Annotated in this window: 7 protein-coding genes; 5 read left to right on the plus strand and 2 right to left on the minus strand. The window is 35.1% G+C overall.

Translation table 11 applies throughout. The features are described 5' to 3' along the window. Positions 1 to 30 precede the first annotated feature (30 nt). Together ACJTDF_RS00585 and pgi are read left to right on the plus strand one after the other, a co-directional pair. A complete protein-coding gene (locus ACJTDF_RS00585) occupies positions 31 to 3165 on the plus strand; it encodes an efflux RND transporter permease subunit (protein WP_407965683.1) in 3135 nt (1044 codons plus the stop codon). Between the two features lie 200 nt (positions 3166 to 3365). Further along, on the plus strand, positions 3366 to 5030 hold the full coding sequence (pgi, locus tag ACJTDF_RS00590; RefSeq protein ID WP_407965684.1) for a glucose-6-phosphate isomerase: 1665 nt from the start codon (positions 3366 to 3368) through the stop codon (positions 5028 to 5030). 332 nt (positions 5031 to 5362) lie between these two features. Here pgi and ACJTDF_RS00595 read toward each other — a convergent pair whose 3' ends face one another. Together ACJTDF_RS00595 and ACJTDF_RS00600 are read right to left on the minus strand one after the other, a co-directional pair. Next, positions 5363 to 6229, minus strand: a complete 867-nt coding sequence (locus tag ACJTDF_RS00595; RefSeq protein ID WP_407965685.1) for a YopJ/AvrA family T3SS effector serine/threonine acetyltransferase — start codon at positions 6227 to 6229, stop codon at positions 5363 to 5365. Between the two features lie 558 nt (positions 6230 to 6787). Next, a complete protein-coding gene (locus ACJTDF_RS00600) occupies positions 6788 to 8074 on the minus strand; it encodes a YopJ/AvrA family T3SS effector serine/threonine acetyltransferase (protein ID WP_407965686.1) in 1287 nt (428 codons plus the stop codon). 287 nt (positions 8075 to 8361) lie between these two features. On the opposite strand from ACJTDF_RS00600, the gene ACJTDF_RS00605 reads away from it, so the two are divergent. The 3 genes from ACJTDF_RS00605 (at position 8362) to ACJTDF_RS00615 (ending at position 18857) form a co-directional block, all read left to right on the plus strand. Continuing rightward, positions 8362 to 8520 carry a hypothetical protein gene (locus ACJTDF_RS00605; RefSeq protein ID WP_407965687.1) on the plus strand — a complete coding sequence of 53 codons (159 nt, stop codon included), beginning with the start codon at positions 8362 to 8364 and terminating at the stop codon, positions 8518 to 8520. Positions 8521 to 9314: 794 nt separating this feature from the next. After that, on the plus strand, positions 9315 to 16448 hold the full coding sequence (locus ACJTDF_RS00610; protein WP_407965688.1) for a Vomp family autotransporter: 7134 nt from the start codon (positions 9315 to 9317) through the stop codon (positions 16446 to 16448). A 1836-nt stretch (positions 16449 to 18284) separates the two neighbouring features. Beyond that, positions 18285 to 18857 (plus strand): hypothetical protein, encoded by a 573-nt coding sequence (locus ACJTDF_RS00615; RefSeq protein WP_407965689.1) that lies wholly within the window; start codon positions 18285 to 18287, stop codon positions 18855 to 18857. The last annotated feature ends 235 nt before the right edge of the window (positions 18858 to 19092 follow it).

Genomic DNA, 19092 nt, shown 5'->3' on the forward strand with positions numbered 1-19092 from the left:
ATTATCGGTGATGAGTAAGCGGGATGTATAATGAGTCAAGAACTTAAAACAAAACAATTTGTAACGCAACCAGGACAAGGCGGTATGATTGCATTGTTTATTCGGAGGCCAGTTTTCACTTTTGTTGTGAATGCCATGATCATAATTGCAGGATTTTCTGCATGGATGAATGTTGATGTGCGTGAGTTGCCAGATGTTGATACTCCAGTAACGACGATTATGACAACTTTTTCTGGTGCATCAGCAGAAACAATTGATCGTGAGATTACGAAAGTTATAGAAGATGCTGTTGCTCGTGTTTCAGGGATTAAAACAATTTCTTCAACTTCTTCTTTTGGTCGCTCTCGTGTAGAAATTAGTTTTAATGTTGGGGTTGATTTAAATGTTGCAGCATCTGACATCCGTGATGCCATTTCTCGTGTTACTTATTCTCTACCAAAAGATGCAGATGCACCTTTAATCATTAAAGCAGATTCAAATGCTGCTGCGATGATGTATTTAGTTGTGACTTCACCAACGATGAATATTGATGATTTAACAACAATTGTAAATGATCAAATTGTTGATAAGCTTTCTGCTGTTGATGGTGTTGGTGATGTGCAAGTTGATAATGCTCGCACGAAAATTTTTCAGATTGATGTCGATCAAGCGAAGCTTGCTAGCTATGGATTGACCGTGGGAGATATTGCCCGTGTTCTTGCTGATATGACAACTGATGCTCCTGTAGGATCGTTGCGCAATTCTATACAAACCTTAATTGTACGTGCAACTGCTCGTTTGACAACACCTGAAGCTTTTGAACAAGTCATCTTAAAGCCTCATGTACGACTTGGAGATGTTGCGCATGTTACTTTATCCCCCGATGTAGAAACAGTTATTCTTCGTGTTAATGGGAAAACAGGGATTGGGATAGGAATTGTGCGTAAGGCGCAATCTAATACTCTTAATATTTCTAGAGGTATTCGCGCAGCTCTTGAACAACTTAAAATTGTTTTGCCTCCTTCTGTGCATATGAGTATTCTTAGTGATGATGCTATTTTTATTAACAGTGCTCTTCATGAAGTTGAGATTGCATTAGTCATCGCTGTATTAAGTGTTATTTTGGTTATTTTTCTTTTTCTGAGAGATATTCGTGCAACACTTATTCCTATTTTGTCTATTCCAGTTACTCTTATAGGGACAATTGCAGCGATTTATCTTGTAGGGTTTTCATTGAATATTCTGACATTTTTAGGGCTTGTTTTGGCGACGGGACTTGTTGTGGATGATGCAATTGTTGTTCTTGAAAACATTGTTCGATGGCGCAATACGGGATTAGGATCTCGATCAGCAGCAGTAGTAGGAACACAAGAAGTGTTTTTTGCTGTTTTAGCAACGACATTAACTTTAGTTGCTGTTTTTGTACCTATTTCTTTTCTTCCTGGACAGGTTGGGGGGCTTTTTAAAGAATTCGGTTTTGTTTTAGCTATTTCTATTTTACTTTCTTCAGTTGTTGCTTTGACACTTTGTCCTATGCTTGCTTCACGCTTTCTTAAACAATATGTTGGAGACAGCGAAAAAAAAGCACATTATTTTGCTCTTTTGGATAAATTAGGTACTTTCTTTAGCAGAAGTTATGCTTATAGTTTACATAAATGCCTAGAACGTCCTTGGACTGTTGTACTGGTTTCATTTGTTTTTGCAAGCTTTTGTCTTGGAGGCTACATGAAGTTGCAACAGGAGCTAACACCAACAGAAGATAGAGCCGTTGTTTTTTTGGTTATTAATGGGCCACAAGGGATTTCAGTGCAATATTTGAATGAGCAGGTGAAGCAGCTTGAAGCGAGCTTAGAGCCTTTGCGTGATTCTGGTGAGATTATTAATAGTTACTCTGTTGCTGGAGTTGGTGGTTCACCTAATAGTGCTTTTCTTGTTTTGTTGCTTTCATCTTGGGATCAGCGTTCTCGGAGCCAGAAAGAAATTGTGGAAGATATTAATATGAAGGTTAAAGAATTTCCAGCAGTATTTGTATTCGCAGCACAAGGAAATTCATTAGGAGTTCGAGGAACTGGCCAAGGATTACAATTCGCAATTCTTGGAGATAATTATACAAAATTACAATCTATTGCTGGGGAACTGATTAAGCTTTTGCAATCTGATACGCGTTTTATTCGTCCCCGGCTTACGGTAGACGCAACACAACCACAATTTTTTATTGAAATTGATCGAGAAAAAGCTTCTGATTTAGGTATTGATATCACTAACGTAGGTAATACGCTACAAGCAATGTTAGATGGAAGAAAAATTGGTTCTATTTATGTAGATGATCATTCTTACGATGTTAAACTAACATCGCGTAAGAATCCCATTACTAATCCATCTGATTTGGAGAGTGTTTTTTTTAAAACTACAGATGATAAATATGTTCCTTTATCGGTTGTTGCAAATTTGCATGAAAAAGCTATTGCGCCGCAGTTAAAACGAGAAAAACGTATGAGTGCGGTTGTTATGAGTGCAAATCTTGCTCCAGGTTTTTCTTTAGGAAATGCGTATCAAACTATAGAAAATATTGCTTCTCCTTTGTTAGTGGAAGGAAATTATATTGTTCCTTTGGGTGAAGCTGCGACACTTAGTGAGACATCTTCTGGTTTTATGATTGTTTTTGGTATTGCCTTTGTGATTATTCTATTGGTTTTAGCTGCGCAGTTTGAGAGTTTTGTTTCAGGTTTTATTATAATAGCGACTGTACCATTAGGACTTGGTTGTGCTGTAATTGCTATGCTTTTTAGCGGTGTTAGTCTGAATATTTATAGTCAAATCGGTTTGATTTTATTGGTTGGAGTTATGGCAAAAAATGGTATTCTAATCGTTGAATTTGCAGATCAGTTACGTGATCAGGGTAAGAGCGTGCGTGAAGCTGTAGAGGATGCGGCAAATATTCGTCTTCGTCCAGTGTGTATGACAATGATTTGCGCTATCTTAGGAGGAATTCCTTTAGTTTTAGCAAAAGGTGCTGGTGCAGAAGCACGTATAGCTTTAGGATGGGTTATTGTTGGCGGTTTAGGCCTAGCGACGATTTTTACTCTTTTTGTGACGCCAGTTGTTTATCTCTTATTGGGACGTTTTGTACAACCGAAAGCAGAGGAAGCTCTGCGTTTAAAAAGGGAGCTTAACCATATTGAATGACTTTTTAAAAATAAAAGGTTAATAGATTTTCAAATTTTTTTTATTTAAAAGATATCATTTTAATACTTTATCTTTTTTGTTTTTGCATAGCTTTATTTTGTAAGTGAGCAATGAAAATGATTTTAAAATAAGTTGAATAGTTCTCTACCTTGTTATCATTAATATTAAAAACTCTATTATCAATGGTTCGGGAGATATAATTGATAATTCGTAATGAAAAAGCTTTTAAACAGACTTTGAAGGCGCTAAAACAGCATCTTATAAAAGATGGAGTTTGTGATATCCGTCAACATTTTGCAGAAGATGCACAACGTTTTACTCATTTTTCCTTAAAACTTGATGATCTTCTTTTTGATTTTTCTAAATGTGGTGTAACATTTAATACATTGCGACTTTTGGATAATCTTGCTGTTGCAACAGATGTATTAGGCTGGTGTAAAGCAATGTTTTCTGGTGAAATTATTAATAAAACTGAAAAACGTTCAGCTCTTCATGTTGCATTGCGTTTTTCTGTCGATGAAATTTTTATGTTAGATGGATGCAATATTGTTCAAGATATTCAAGCTGTTTTTTCCCATATGGAAACATTTTCTGAAATAGTCCGCGATGGAAGCTATAAAGGAAGCAGTGGTGAGAAGATACTTGATATTGTGAATATCGGTATTGGGGGCTCTGATCTTGGCCCTGCGATGGTTACTAGTGCTTTAAAGCCATATCATGATGGCCCACGTTGTCATTTTGTTTCTAACGTTGATAGTGCACATATTTCTGATACTCTTGCTAATTTAAATCCAGAAACAACGTTATTTGTTATTGCCTCTAAAACTTTTACTACAATTGAAACAATGGTTAATGCTCGTGTTGCACGTCAATGGATCAGCGCGCATTTAGGCAAGGAAGCAATAAAAACACATTTCGTTGCTGTATCAAGTGCAGTCGATAAAGTAATAGAATTTGGAATAGCTCCATCAAAAATTTTTAGATTTTGGGATTGGATAGGGGGGCGTTATTCAGTTTGGTCAGCAATTGGCCTTGTTATTATGTTGGCAATAGGTGGTCAGAATTTCCGTCAATTTCTCAAAGGTGCTCAGCAGATGGATGAACATTTTAAGAGCGCGTCTTTACATCAAAATATTCCTATTCGATTTGCTCTTTTAGGATTCTGGCATCGTGTCATTTGTGGTTATACATCACGTGTTGTTGTTCCTTATTCCCAGCGTTTGGAGCGTTTGCCGGCTTATTTACAGCAGCTTGATATGGAATCAAATGGCAAGCAAGTTTTTTGGGATGGTAAACCAATGAATTTTCCAAGTGGGCCGATTGTTTGGGGTGCTTCAGGAACAAATGGACAGCATGCTTTTTTTCAGTTCTTACATCAAGGAACAGATATTGTTCCTGTAGAATTTATTCTATTTGTAAAAGGGCATGAACCAAATTTACATCATATGCATGATATGCTGGTAGCTAATTGTTTGGCACAGTCAGAAGCTTTGATGAAGGGTCGTAATATTGAATATGCATCACATACTATTCGTAGAGTTGATAATACTGATGTGGATGATTTAGCTCTTCATAAAAGTTGTAAAGGAAATCGGCCTAGTATTATCTTGCTTCAAGATTTATTGACGCCTTTTACCCTTGGTCGTTTAATTGCGCTTTATGAGCATCGTATTTTTGTTGAAGGCATTTTAATGAATATTAATTCATTTGACCAATGGGGTGTTGAATTTGGCAAAGAGTTAGCAAATGAATTATTGCCGATGATTTGTGGAAAAGACGAAAATAGCGATCATGATAGTTCAACATTAGGATTGTTAGCGCATATTCAAGACAGGCGTATCAAAAAAACGTCTGCACTTGATTAATAATATGTGTGTAGTAGAAAAGTTTTTGAGAAATCAATTATCGAATGTATGGAAGTATCGCTTAAAACTATAGAATATTAGACAACTCTTATGATGTAGAACTTATAATATTAATTTAAAACTCTCAGATATAGAAAAAATATATAAAAACTCGTTGTTATATAATTGCTTCATAAAAACAGTCAGTAAAATATATCTACTCTCTTTAATTTATGATGTTCGCATATGATAAATCTTAAAAAAGAAGCCAAAGGCTAATAAACTCAATGAATTTATATTCATAATTTATTTTCTATTTCATTTATAGTGATCAAACATTAAAAATGATATTATTATCTCATCAGAGATTTATATTCAGTAATCCTTTTTCTGTGTGCTGAGACAGATATACATCTACCTCTTAATACAACTGAATTTTTTTCAAATCTCTCAAAAATGGTTTCATTTTTTTTGTTAATAATTTCGTTTTTGGCTTCTGGTTTTTTTTTCACATATTCCTGAAGACGTCTTAAACCTTGCGCGTGTTTATAAAAGTCGATTGGAAGATATGTATCCAACAAATCATGAGATAAATGGGTTTCTCTATCCCATCGATTACCTTTAATGTTATCTCTATGTAATTTTTCTAATTTATCAGATTGACGATAAAGTTTTTTAGCGAGAAATAAACTAAAAATTCCACATTCAGATATACTTCGCTGAATATCCATTTCCGCCATAGAAAAATAACAGTGAGATAACCGAGTTTCTATGATCGTTTGCATTTTTGCTCCTAGAATCGCGGCGGTTGGAAAACAAAATCTTGCAGGTTCAAATAATATCAGGGATATTTTGTTATCGATAGTTTGGTGATCAACTACTCCAAAATGAACTGCATTATCATCTCCTCCAATGTTAACTATATACCTAGAAGACTTAATTCCACTTTTAATTTTTTTTTTGAATGATGCGACGAAATCTATAGGTTCTTTAATCAATGTGAGATTCATCTCTGGATACTTATTATTCGCCTGCTTTAGCAAGGCGGGCATCATTTTAAAATCGCTTTCTATATAATTAGTGTTAAAGCAATAATTATTAACAATGTCATTCTCTAAATTTATAATAATATTTTCTAGCGATGCATCACTGAAATCAATATCATCTTCAGTATTAGATAAACCAACAGCACTTTTTATTGCTCCCAATAATTTTCGCATTGCATCTCTTCCTTTATGAAAATTATCGAAAAATTTAATAAATAATATTATTGTGATTAAATTATGTTATATGTCGATTGTTGAAAAAAAAGTAAAATCAATATTTTAAATCTAAAAAGCTTTATCTTATCAGATTTTTATATTCAGCAATCTTTGTCTTATGTAATTATGCAGTATGATAGATTACTACAAGTAGGTTTAAGTATATCTTTATTCATTGCAAATGGAGCTATCATATAGAGCAAGTTCTACTGCGGATCATTTTAGCCCAAAAATTCGATATTTATCTTAACCGATTGTAAAAAACTGAAGACTATTTCTAATAGCTAATAGAATGTTTGAAAAAAATTCTGACCTTTCTAGAGAAGCATGCAGCAACAAACTTTTGTCATTGTATTTAATTTATCAGCAACTGTTAGGACATCATACTTAAGTGTTATTCATCGATTTATCGAGCATCAAAAAAATCTCTGATTAACGAAGCTCAACACATCCTATAGTTATAGTCACACAAGGTGATATTACAGCATAGCAGACATTGTAATCAGAGATTTATATTTATCTTACCAGAGCTTTATATTTATCAATTCTTTTCTTCTGTGATGAACAAGATACAACCTTATCTTCTAATAACACTGAGTGTCTATCTAATCTATGATGCAGAGTTTCATCTTTGTTATTAATTCTTTTAGTAAAATACTTTCGATTTGTATCTACATATTCACGGATGCGTTTTCCAGTTTGTGCATGTTTATAAAAAACGCCTGGAAGATATTCATCCACTTTATGATAAGGTAAAGGAATTCCTCGCTTACATAAAATACCGCTAATATTATCTTGGTGCATTACTTTTAATTTATCAGCTTCGAGATGAAGTTTTTTGGCAAGAAGTAAACTTATAATTCCGCTTTCAAAGGAGTCTGCTTGAAGATTCATTTCCGCCATGGAAAAATAACAATAAGGTAGTTGGGCAGCTTCAATGGCTGATTTCACCGTCACTCCTAGTATTTCTGCATTCATGTACGTGAATTTTGTAGTTTCAAACAATATTAAGGATGTTTTATTAGCAATGGTTTGTTGATCAATTATCGCAAAATGAGGGGCATTGCCTTCTAGGCCAACTAGAAATCTAGAAGATGGAATTCCCTGATTGATTACTTTTTGTATTGATTTCACAAGCTGTTCAGGATCTGTAGTGAATTGAAGATTTATCTCTGGACATTTATTATTTTCCTGCTCGACTAAGCGGGGCATCATTGTAAAGTCTAGATGTGCGTAGTTAGCGTTGACGAAACTACTATTAGTAATGTCATTTTCTAAATCTGAAATAACGCTTGTTAATGTTTTCTTGTTGAATAAGATACTTGGTTTTTCCGTTATTTTATTAGACTTCAAAATCTCTAACTGTGTTAGAAGCTCTTCTAATGTTGTGCTACTATTTAATGGACTACTGGTTTGAATTGGACCGCTGGTTTGAATTGGACCGCTGGTTTGAATTGGACCGCTGGCTTGAATTGGACCGCTGGCTTGGCTTGGATCACTGGTTTCAATTGGATCGCTGACTTGGCTTGGATCACTGGTTTCAATTGGATCGCTGACTTGAGCCTCTAAAGTCTCTAACTGTGTTAGAAGCTCTTCTAATGTTGTGCTACTATTTAATGGACTACTGGTTTGAATTGGACCGCTGGTTTGAATTGGACCGCTGGCTTGAATTGGATCACTGACTTGAGCCTCCAAAGTCTCTAACTGTGTTAGAAGCTCTTCTAATGTTGTACTACTATTTAATGGACTACTTGTTTGAATTGGACCGCTGGCTTGGTCTGTTAAATTTTTTGATTTAGGCATAATTAATCTCCTTTAATAATTAATATAAAATAACAGTTTTTTGGGGCTAAAAGATGTTTATATTGGCTTCTTCGCACCCTGAAGAGCGAAATAAGTAAAGTCATGTTGTTAAGTTTAAGTCGCTTTTACTATAGATTTTGCAAAGCTTATTTTATTTTAAATTAGGGCTTTATATTTCCTGTACTCTTTGGTTTATTCTAAGACGCATAGAATATTTAGAACCCTGAACTAATTTATCGAAGTTCTTTAATTGTACTTCAATATTTTGCCTGCTTTAACGTTGTCCTATGTGGAACCATGATAAAGATAGCATAACAGCTTGTAGTGTTGATGTACGTATTCTTGTTGCTCGATATCATGGATTTAAGAGAAGAGTTGGTCAAATACTGGAAGTTAAAAGAAAACACCAGGAAGCATTACATTGTTTTCGGGGGTTGGTTCAGTAAATTAAATCTTTTTATGCCCTAGTTAAGGCTACAGTTTTTTAATAAATTGCAGAAAGCAATCTGTTTTTGTGAGTGGATTTTACAGAATTTTTTTTTAAAGAAAAAACATCAAAATGATATACACATATATCGTTAGCGACCTGTTCACAGAATAAAAAACTCGTATGAGTTTTATGATTGGTCTGAATGATAAAGAAATTCAAATGATCAAAATAGCCAAAAAGAAAAGGCAGTATTATTATAAGCTGTTTTTGGTTGTCGTCTTTTTCAATTAGAATTAGGATAGAGTGCTCTCTCTTTTGTAGCAGTTTCCAGTTAAGGAAGACTTTGCTGGAGTGCAAAACTTATCACTGCGAATTTGCAGGTGTGATGCATTGCTTAAGTATTTTTTGATTATTGATGTAAGATGCATTTTTTAGGATCAAGAAAAAATTATTCATTTATACACTTGCCATTTTATGTATGTGCTCCATCTAAAGGACAAATTGTTCTTTATTGAAAATGATTTTTATCAAAGGAAGGATTGCATTGCTCTCTGACAGAGAGAACACAGTGATTTCAAATTTTTTGTTGATTTATTTTAAGATTTTTGAATGGAGAGGTTTTAGACCTTTTGTGAAATTCAGTGTTTTAGAATGATACCACAATAGATTTCGGCATTGGCGGGGTAGCTTCTAGATTTTTATAAGTTTTTAGTACGCAAAAGTGCTTTTGCGGAGGGGTTGATTTTGCTCTTTTTGTGAGGCTGGGCTTTGTTTTTAGCATTGAATGTGTTTTTTATTGAGGGGTTTATTATGAAAAAAAATTCAACACCAAATATCATTAAAACGGTTTCGTTAGGAGCAGCGGTATCTGTTCTTTTGTCCAGTACCTCTCCTGTTTTTTCGGCTAATGTTGCACTAACAGGAGCGACTAATCAAAGTTCAAATGCTCCCACTTCTGCTTATCGAAATGGGAGTCATGGTAGTATTGTTTTTAGCGGTGATGATGATTTTTGTGGTGTTGATAATGTTGTTGGTCGCGGTGGTGCTCAAAAACCTGGTACGGCTATAACTGCAGAAGAGCAATATGAGAGGTTTATTAATAACGAAACATTTTCTGGTCGGAATCCTTATGGCTCTTCAACAAAAAAAGTTAATTGGGCTGGTGAAGGTATAACGGAAGATAATGTTGGTTATATGGGGATAGCAACAGGTGGTGTTGCCAATGCTATGCCTGAAGCTTTTGGTGTTTATTCTTTTGCAACCGGTTGTGGATCTTATGCATCGGGAAATTATTCTACAGCATTTGGTGCAGGCGCGACTGCGAAGGCTGGTGGAGCACAAGCTTTTGGTGTTTCTTCTCTTGCGACTGGGGAAGCAAGTGTTGCCATGGGAGTTGGAACTGAAGCGACAGGTAAATCTGCAGCTGCATTTGGTTCTCTTGCAAAGGCAGAAGGTTTAAATAGTGTTGCTTTAGGTACAAGAGCACATGCAGAAGGTTTAAACAGTGTTGCTTTAGGAAACAAAGCACATGCATATGTTGAAGGGGCAGTTGCTATAGGACATGATTCTGTAGCTGGGACGACGTCTTCGGTTGCTATTGGTAGCGGTGCACAGGTGACTGTTGAAAGTGGTGTTGCATTAGGAGGAAATTCTGTTGCAGTTACTCCTTATGGTGCTGCTGGTTATGATCCTAGAGTTAACGGTAACTCGACAATAGATGATTTTGTATGGAAAAGTACTAAAGGTGCAGTCAGTGTTGGTAATTCTCAGCATGGAGTAACTAGACAGATTGTGGGAGTAGCGGCTGGTACTGATTTGTCAGATGCAGTGAATGTTGCACAGTTACAAGCATTAAGAGATATGATCCTTACAGGAGGTAATGACCTTATTCAGCAAGATGGAAGTACAGGTGTTATTACTATTGGTTCTGGTGTTAATGGAGATACAATCGATATTGTAAACAATGAAAAGCAATCTCGGAAGATTTCTGGTGTTTCGGGTGGAGAGGTTGCTGAACACTCGACTGAGGCAGTAAATGGAGGTCAGCTTTGGGAGACTAATGAAAAAATTTCAGCATTAGATACTGAGATTGATAATATAGAGACAAATATAACTAAGATTCAGACTGATGTAACAAAAGTTGCCACAAATACATCAAAGTATTTTGGAGGTGGTGCAAATGTTTTGGCTGGTACAGCACCAACTTACACAATTAATGGCTCTCAGTATAATGATGTTGGCTCGGCATTTGAAGGTGTTGATACGACTTTTACGGAAATTAATAATAAAATTATCAATATAACAGAAAATAGCCTTGTTCAGCAAGATTCAGATCAGGATATTACTATTGGAGCAAAAACAGGTGGTACTCTAATTGATATTACGAACAATGAAGGTGAATCGAGGCTAATTACAGGTGTTGAGGATGGAGATGTTTCTAATCAATCAACGGATGCAATAAATGGCTATCAGCTTTGGCAGGTTGCAAGCAATACATCAAAGTATTTAGGTGGTGGTGCAGATGTTTTAGGTGGTAAAGCACCAACTTACACAATTAATAGCTCTAAGTATAATGATGTTGGCTCAGCGTTTGAAGGTGTTGATAGGACTTTTACGGACATTTATGATCTAATCTACAATATAACGGGAAATAGCCTTGTTCAGCAAAATGAAGTTACGAAAGTTATTACTATCGGTAAGGGAAGAGGCGGCACTACTATTGATATTTCAGATAGTCCAGGGAAAGATAGAACTCTTTCTGGTGTGAAAGCTGCGGTGCAAGGCAACGAAGCTGTTAACAAAGATCAACTTGATAAACGTTTGAAAGATATTACTACAGATTTTGAGTCTGTTAGTGCTGCTGCAGTTCTTTATGATAAGGCGTCAGATGGTAGCATTGATTATAAAAAGATTACTTTGGGTGGACAAAATAGTGAGGGCCCAGTTGCTATTCGTAATCTTAAAGATGGTAAAATTTCTGATGAATCGAGCGATGCTGTTAATGGAAAACAGATTAATAACTTATCTCAGGATATTGCGAACATTTTTGGTGGTGGTACAGAATTCAACAATGGTAGCTTTACGCAGCCAGTCTACACTTTATCGCATGTGACAACAGAAGGAGTTGTAACAAGAGAGAGCTATAACGATGTTGGTTCAGCTTTTGCAGGGCTTGATGCGAATATTAAAAATGTGAATACGCACATCCAATATTTGATTAAGGACTTTGATGAAAAGATTTCCAATATCTCTACTGATGCTTTGTTATGGAGTGAACAAGAAGGAGCTTTTGTTGCACTTCATGGCTCTAAAGGGCAAGAAAAACAAAATAGCAAACTGACATTTCTTTCAGATGGAGAAATTGATGTGAACTCGACAGATGCAATAAATGGTAGTCAGCTTTGGCAGGTTGCAAGCAAGACATCAGAGTATTTTGGAGGTGGTGCGAATGTTTTGGATGCTACAGCGCCAACTTACACAATTAATGGCTCTCAGTATAATGATGTTGGCTCGGCATTTGAAGGTGTTGATACGACTTTTACGGAAATTAATAATAAGATCACCAATATAACGGAAAATAGTCTTGTTCAGCAAGATTCAACTCAAGATAATCTTATTACTATTGGAGCGAAAACAGGTGGTACTGTAATTGATATTACGAACGGTGAAGATGAATACCGGCAAATTACTGGTGTTGATGATGGAGATATTTCTGCTCACTCAACGGATGCAATAAATGGCTCTCAGCTTTGGGAGGTAGCGGACAGGATATCATCATATTTTGGAAGTGGTGCAGATGTTTTGAATGGTACAGCGCCAACTTACACAATTAATGGCTCTAAGTATAATGATGTTGGCTCAGCATTTGAAGGTGTTGATACGACTTTTGCTGAAATTAATAATAAAATCTCTAATATAACGGAAAATAGCCTTGTTCAGCAAGATTCAACTCAAGATAATCTTATTACTATTGGAGCGAAAACAAGTGGTACTGTAATTGATATTAAAAACAGTACAGGTGATCTACGGAAGATTATTGGTGTTAAAAATGGAGATATTTTTGAACAATCAAAAGATGCAATAAATGGTGGTCAGCTTTGGCAGGTTGCAAGCAATACATCAAAGTATTTTGGGGGTGGTGCGGATGTTTTAGGTGGTACAGCGCCAACTTACACAATTAATGGCTCTAAGTATAATGATGTTGGCTCGGCATTTGAAGGTGTTGATACGACTTTTACGGAAATTAATAATAAAATCTCCAATATAACGGAAAATAGCCTTGTTCAGCAAGATTCAGCTCAGGATAATATTATTACAATTGGAGCGGAAACAGGTGGCATTGAAATACATGTTCATAACAATGAAGGTAGAAGACGGAGGATCGTTGGTGTTTTGGGAGGAGCGATTACCAAAGGATCCTCTGAGGTAGTGAATGGTGGACAGCTTTGGGAGACTGAACAAGTTATTGAAGAGTTGGATCATAATACATCAAAGTATTTAGGTGGTGGTGCAGATGTTTTGGCTGGTACAGCGCCAACTTACACAATTAATGGCTCTAAGTATAATGATGTTGGCTCGGCATTTGAAGGTGTTGATACGACTTTTACGGAAATTAATAATAAAATTATCAATATAACAGAAAATAACCTTGTTCAGCAAGATTCAGTTCATGATATTACTATTGGAGCGAAAACAGGTGGTACTGTAATTGAGATTACGAACAGTGAAGGTAATCTACGGAAGATTATTGGTATTGAGGATGGAGATGTTTCTAATCAATCAACGGATGCAATAAATGGTAGTCAACTTTGGCAGGTTGCAAGCAATACATCAAAGTATTTAGGTGGTAGTGCAGATGTTTTGGCTGGTACAGCACCAACTTACACAATTAATGGCTCTCAGTATAATGATGTTGGCTCGGCATTTGAAGGTGTTGATACGACTTTTACGGAAATTAATAATAAAATCTCCAATATAACGGAAAATAGCCTTGTTCAGCAAGATTCAGATCAGGATATTACTATTGGAGCAAAAACAGGTGGTACTCTAATTGATATTACGAACAATGAAGGTGAATCGAGGCTAATTACAGGTGTTGAGGATGGAGATGTTTCTAATCAATCAACGGATGCAATAAATGGCTATCAGCTTTGGCAGGTTGCAAGCAATACATCAAAGTATTTAGGTGGTGGTGCAAATGTTTTGAGTGGTAAAGCGCCAACTTACACAATTAATGGCTCTCAGTATAATGATGTTGGTTCAGCATTTGAGGGTGTAGATCTTAATTTTACGGAGATTCGTAAAGAGATATTAAATATGAAGGAAAATAATCTTGTTCAGCAAGATGAAGAAAACAGTATTATTACTATTGGTAAGGAAACCAGTGGTGGTACAATTCATATTGTAAATAATAAAAACCAACAGAGGAAGATTTCTGGTGTTTTGGATGGAGAGGTTTCTGAAAACTCGACCGAGGCAATAAATGGAAGTCAGCTTTGGGAGACTAATGGAAAAATTTCAGAATTAGATAGTGAGATTGATAATATAGATGAAAATATAACCAATATTCAAACTGATTTAACAAAAGTTGCGACAAATACATCGGAGTATTTTGGTGGAGGTGCAAATGTTTTGGATGGTAAAGCACCAACTTATATAATTAATGGCTCTAAGTATAATGATGTTGGCTCGGCGTTTGAAGGTGTTGATACTGCTTTTACAGAAATTAATAATAAAATCTCCAATATAACGGAAAATAGTCTTGTCCAGCAAGAAAGGAGTAATGGTCTTATTACAATCGGTAAGAATGTGAATGGTACTGAAATTAGCGTCCTAAACAATACAAAGAAACAACGAAAGATTACTGGTGTTGCAGAGGGGCTTATTTTTGACAAATCAACCGATGCAGTGAATGGTGGACAGCTTTGGGAAACAAATCAAGAAGTTGCTGAACTCAATAATAGTGTAGAAAAAGCAGAGACAGATATAACGAATCTTCAAGGTGATTTATCAAAGGTTGCAGTTTATACATCAAAATATTTAGGTGGTGGTGCAGATGTTTTGACTGGTAAAGCGCCAACTTACACAATTAATGGCTCTAAGTATAATGATGTTGGTTCAGCGTTTAAGGGTGTTGATGGTTCTATTGAGGATATTCATAATCAAATATTCGATATAACGGAAAATAGTCTCGTTCAGCAAAATGAAGTTACGAAAGTTATTACTATCGGTAAGGGAAGAGGCGGCACTACTATTGATATTTCAGATAGTCCAGGGAAAGATAGAACTCTTTCTGGTGTGAAAGCTGCGGTGCAAGGCAACGAAGCTGTTAACAAAGATCAACTTGATAAACGTTTGAAAGATATTACTACAGATTTTGAGTCTGTTAGTGCTGCTGCAGTTCTTTATGATAAGGCGTCAGATGGTAGCATTGATTATAAAAAGATTACTTTGGGTGGACAAAATAGTGAGGGCCCAGTTGCTATTCGTAATCTTAAAGATGGTAAAATTTCTGATGAATCGAGCGATGCTGTTAATGGAAAACAGATTAATAACTTATCTCAGGATATTGCGGACATTTTTGGTGGTGGTACAGCATTCAACAATGGTAGCTTTACGCGGCCAATCTACACTTTATCGCATGTGACAACAGAAGGAGTTGTAACAAGAGAGAGCTATAACGATGTTGGTTCAGCTTTTGCAGGGCTTGATGCGAATATTAAAAATGTGAATACGCACATCCAATATTTGATTAAGGACTTTGATGAAAAGATTTCCAATATCTCTACTGATGCTTTGTTATGGAGTGAACAAGAAGGAGCTTTTGTTGCACTTCATGGGGCTAAAGGGCAAGCAAAACAAGATAGCAGACTGACATTTCTTTTAGATGGAGAAATTGATGTGAACTCGACAGATGCAATAAATGGTGGTCAGCTTTTTCAGATGAGTAACAAGCTTGCTTCATATTTTGGTGGCGGTGCTCAATATGAAAATGGAGAGTGGAAAGATCCTATTTTTACGATTTATCAGTTTGGTGCTAATGGTTCTACTTCTGAAAGGGCCTATAAGGATGTTGCTAGTGCTTTTGCTGGTGTGAATGGGGGAATGTCTATTTTAAATGATCGGATTAAGAAGATTGAAAATCAAAGTGGACAAGGTGGCTCTGATTCAGATGCTTTAAAATGGAGTGAAGAAAAAGGCGCTTATGATGCAAACCGAGAAGGAAAGGATAGTAAGATTACTGGTGTTGCAAATGGTAAAGTTGAAAAAGACTCAAAAGAGGCAGTTAATGGTGGGCAACTTTGGGATACCAACGAGCGCGTTACTAATGTTGAAAATAAAGTAGACAATATGTCAAACACGATTAATGGTATAGCTGAGAATACTGTTCAATATGATAAAGATGCAAATGGCAAAAAAACTAATAAAATCACTTTAGCAGGAGGTGATGCTGGGCAGCCTGTTGTCATTGACAATCTTGCAGATGGTAAGATTGAAAAAGGTTCGAAAGAAGCAGTAAATGGTGGTCAGCTACATGACTATACTAAGCAACAAATGGAGATTGTTCTTGATGATGCAAAAAAATATACAGATGAAAAGGTCAAGAATATTGTTGTAGATGCTATTGATGATGCGGTAGAGAAGGCAAAAGATTATACGGATAAGAAGTTTGATGCTTTAAATTATAACATTGAAGGAGTACGAAAAGAAGCAAGACAAGCTGCAGCAATTGGTTTAGCAGTCTCTAACTTGCGGTATAATACTACTCCTGGTGCATTAAGTGTTGCATTTGGAACTGGTTTATGGCGTAGCCAATCTGCTTTTGCTTTTGGTGCTGGTTATACATCTATAAATGGAAATATCCGTTCTAATGTTTCTGTGACAGGTGCGGGAGGTCATTGGGGTGTTGGTGCAGGACTCAGCTTTACCTTGCCGGTGCGTTAATAGTAATATAGAGGTGCATGCATGGTATGATTGTCCCTCAGTGATATTAATAGAAATCCATTAAGATTAAGATAGATTTACACCCTTCCCTCAAAAATGAGGGAAGGGTGTAAGTTTTTTATAAAGAGAAGACTGTCTTATAATATAGATCAAGAAAGAAATATTGTCTTCTATTTCATTATTTCATAGAAGTTTTGTAATTTTATTGACAATAAATATATGCCTCAATTTGTTGAGATGTATTTTTCGAATTAATTGATCCCTGTTTAATTTTTTTCTTTCTATGAGCTATATTGGTTTTCTCATTATGGGTTATTAAAGATAAAGCAGACTATATTTGAAAATGTAAGGGATTATTCGGTGTTTTTTAATAGGTTATGTATTTTATATATCGAAAAATAATCTAATAATTTTTAATTTTAGTGAAGAAGCAATAGACTTCTTAAATAAAACAATGTGGATTTAAAATTGAACTCATGTTTTATTATAAAAACAGTTTTATTTTAGACAATATTGGTATTTCAGATATATTTTAAGGCCACTCATTTCTAAGAATACAATTTTTTCGGAGTTATGATAAAAATGTGTCGGCAAATGATGATGTTAATAAAAATGTAAAAAACCTAAATAGTCGTCTCGATAATGTCGAAAAGCAAACAGAGCAGGATGGTTTAAAATGAAATGTAGGTGCCTATAACGTAATGTCATAATGGTGAAGCAGGACAAATTACGATGTGGCAGATAGTAAAGTAGAAAAAGGCATCTCGTGATGCAATTATTGAGAAACAGCTTTGGAAAACAAATCAAAAAGTGAATAATTTTGAAAACAAGTTTAATGATGTTGAGAATTCGGTTGCTCAGATGGCAGTGGGCGCTGTTCAATATAATAAAGATTCAGATAGTAAAAAAACAATAACATCATTTTAGCAGGTGATGATACAAGTGCTTCTGTTGTCATTGATAATGTTAGCGATGATAAAGTCGAAAAAAGCTATTAATGGTGGGCAATTTTATAAAAAAATGAAAGTTGTCTTTGATAATGCAAAATGATGTTTCTGAAGCTAAAGATTATACCGATATGAAGTTTAATGGCCTGAATTACAATAAAGAAGTGAGATAATCAGCCACTATCAATATAGCAATCACCAACCTTTATTATAACGAAGCACTTGGAAAACTAAGTATAATAACCAACAGCGATTTATAGAAAGGCCGATCTACATTTTCTTTCTATGTTGGTTATACATCTGAAGATGAAACTACCTATTCCAATATTTTTGTCACTTCAATAAAAAACGAATAAAAACAAAAATACCCCTTGCAATTTCATTCTTTGTGTTTTATCCAGGAAAATAAAACATACACAAAGCTGTTAATAAAACGTTAAATTGTATATTTTATTTGATTTTTTTAACAAAATAAAACATACAATATCTACATTTCAAGAGGAAAACCCGAAAAATGCAGCAATTTCTATAAAATCTTACACAATAACCATCACGTAAAAACACAAAACAATCTCTGTTATGTTTTTCGCTAACACCAAATAAAGGACATCTATTCTTAAATTTTTATTACAGCAAAATACACTTTTTAATATCATAACATTGGGGGAGATGATATAAACTATGAGTAATAATTCAACGAAAACAAGCAAGAAAAGAAAAAATACTTCTTACAAAAAGACTTTACCAATCTCAGGTAAATCTTTCGTTGGATATAATAACTTAAAATTTTCTATGACGACAAAAACTCTACTTCAAAGTACTGAGTGGCGCTTAAGTGTGTCTTTTTGATATCTAGAATTTATTTTTTATTTTTATGGGGGGATTTCTTATGAAAAGATTACGCGTTGTCTCAAAAGGCAGTGCTTTGAATGATCATCCTTTTCTTTGTCGTTCACCTTTGTTGAAAGCTGTCTCGTTAGGAACAGCCGTGACAGCGCTCTTATCGAATGTTTCACCTGTTATTGCATCTACTTTTTCTCCAATAGAGCAACAAACAACGATACAAAGTTCAAAGAGCTCTAAGGGTGCAGGTATAATTTCCCTAGAATCTCCTGATAGAGCTTCAAAAAATTCTCATGGTTCTGCTTTTACGAGTGATCATTACTGTGGTGTGGACAATATCCTTATTTCTACTTCTTCTGATTCAGGGAAGATAATTAGTGAGGAAAATTATGTAAATCTTCTCACGCATCACCAATTTGATAATTGTAGCTCTCATGGTTTTGGAGCTCAACGAGCTATTTGGACTGTTAATGGTCAAAATACAGTGCTTGATGTGTCTGAGACATCTGTGTTGAGAAAATTTCTACGTGATGAGGGATCTGGGAAAATTAATAGTGGTAGGTTACTTCCGGATAGTCATAATATTCTTACGAAATCTTACACAATAACCGTCACGTAAAACACAAAACAATCTCTATTACGTTTTTCTCTAACACTAAATAAAGAACATCTATTCTTAAACTTTTATTACAGAAAAATACGCTTTTTAGTTTTATATATTGGAGGGTTTACACAAACTATTAATAATACTTCAGCGAAAGAAAATAAGAACATCATAAATTCTTCTTAAAAGAAAATCTGTGCTTATCTCAGATAACCCCTTCACTGAACATAATAACTTAAAACTTTCTATG

Origin of the sequence: Bartonella bennetti, assembly GCF_045945445.1 — a bacterium.
Lineage (GTDB): Bacteria > Pseudomonadota > Alphaproteobacteria > Rhizobiales > Rhizobiaceae > Bartonella.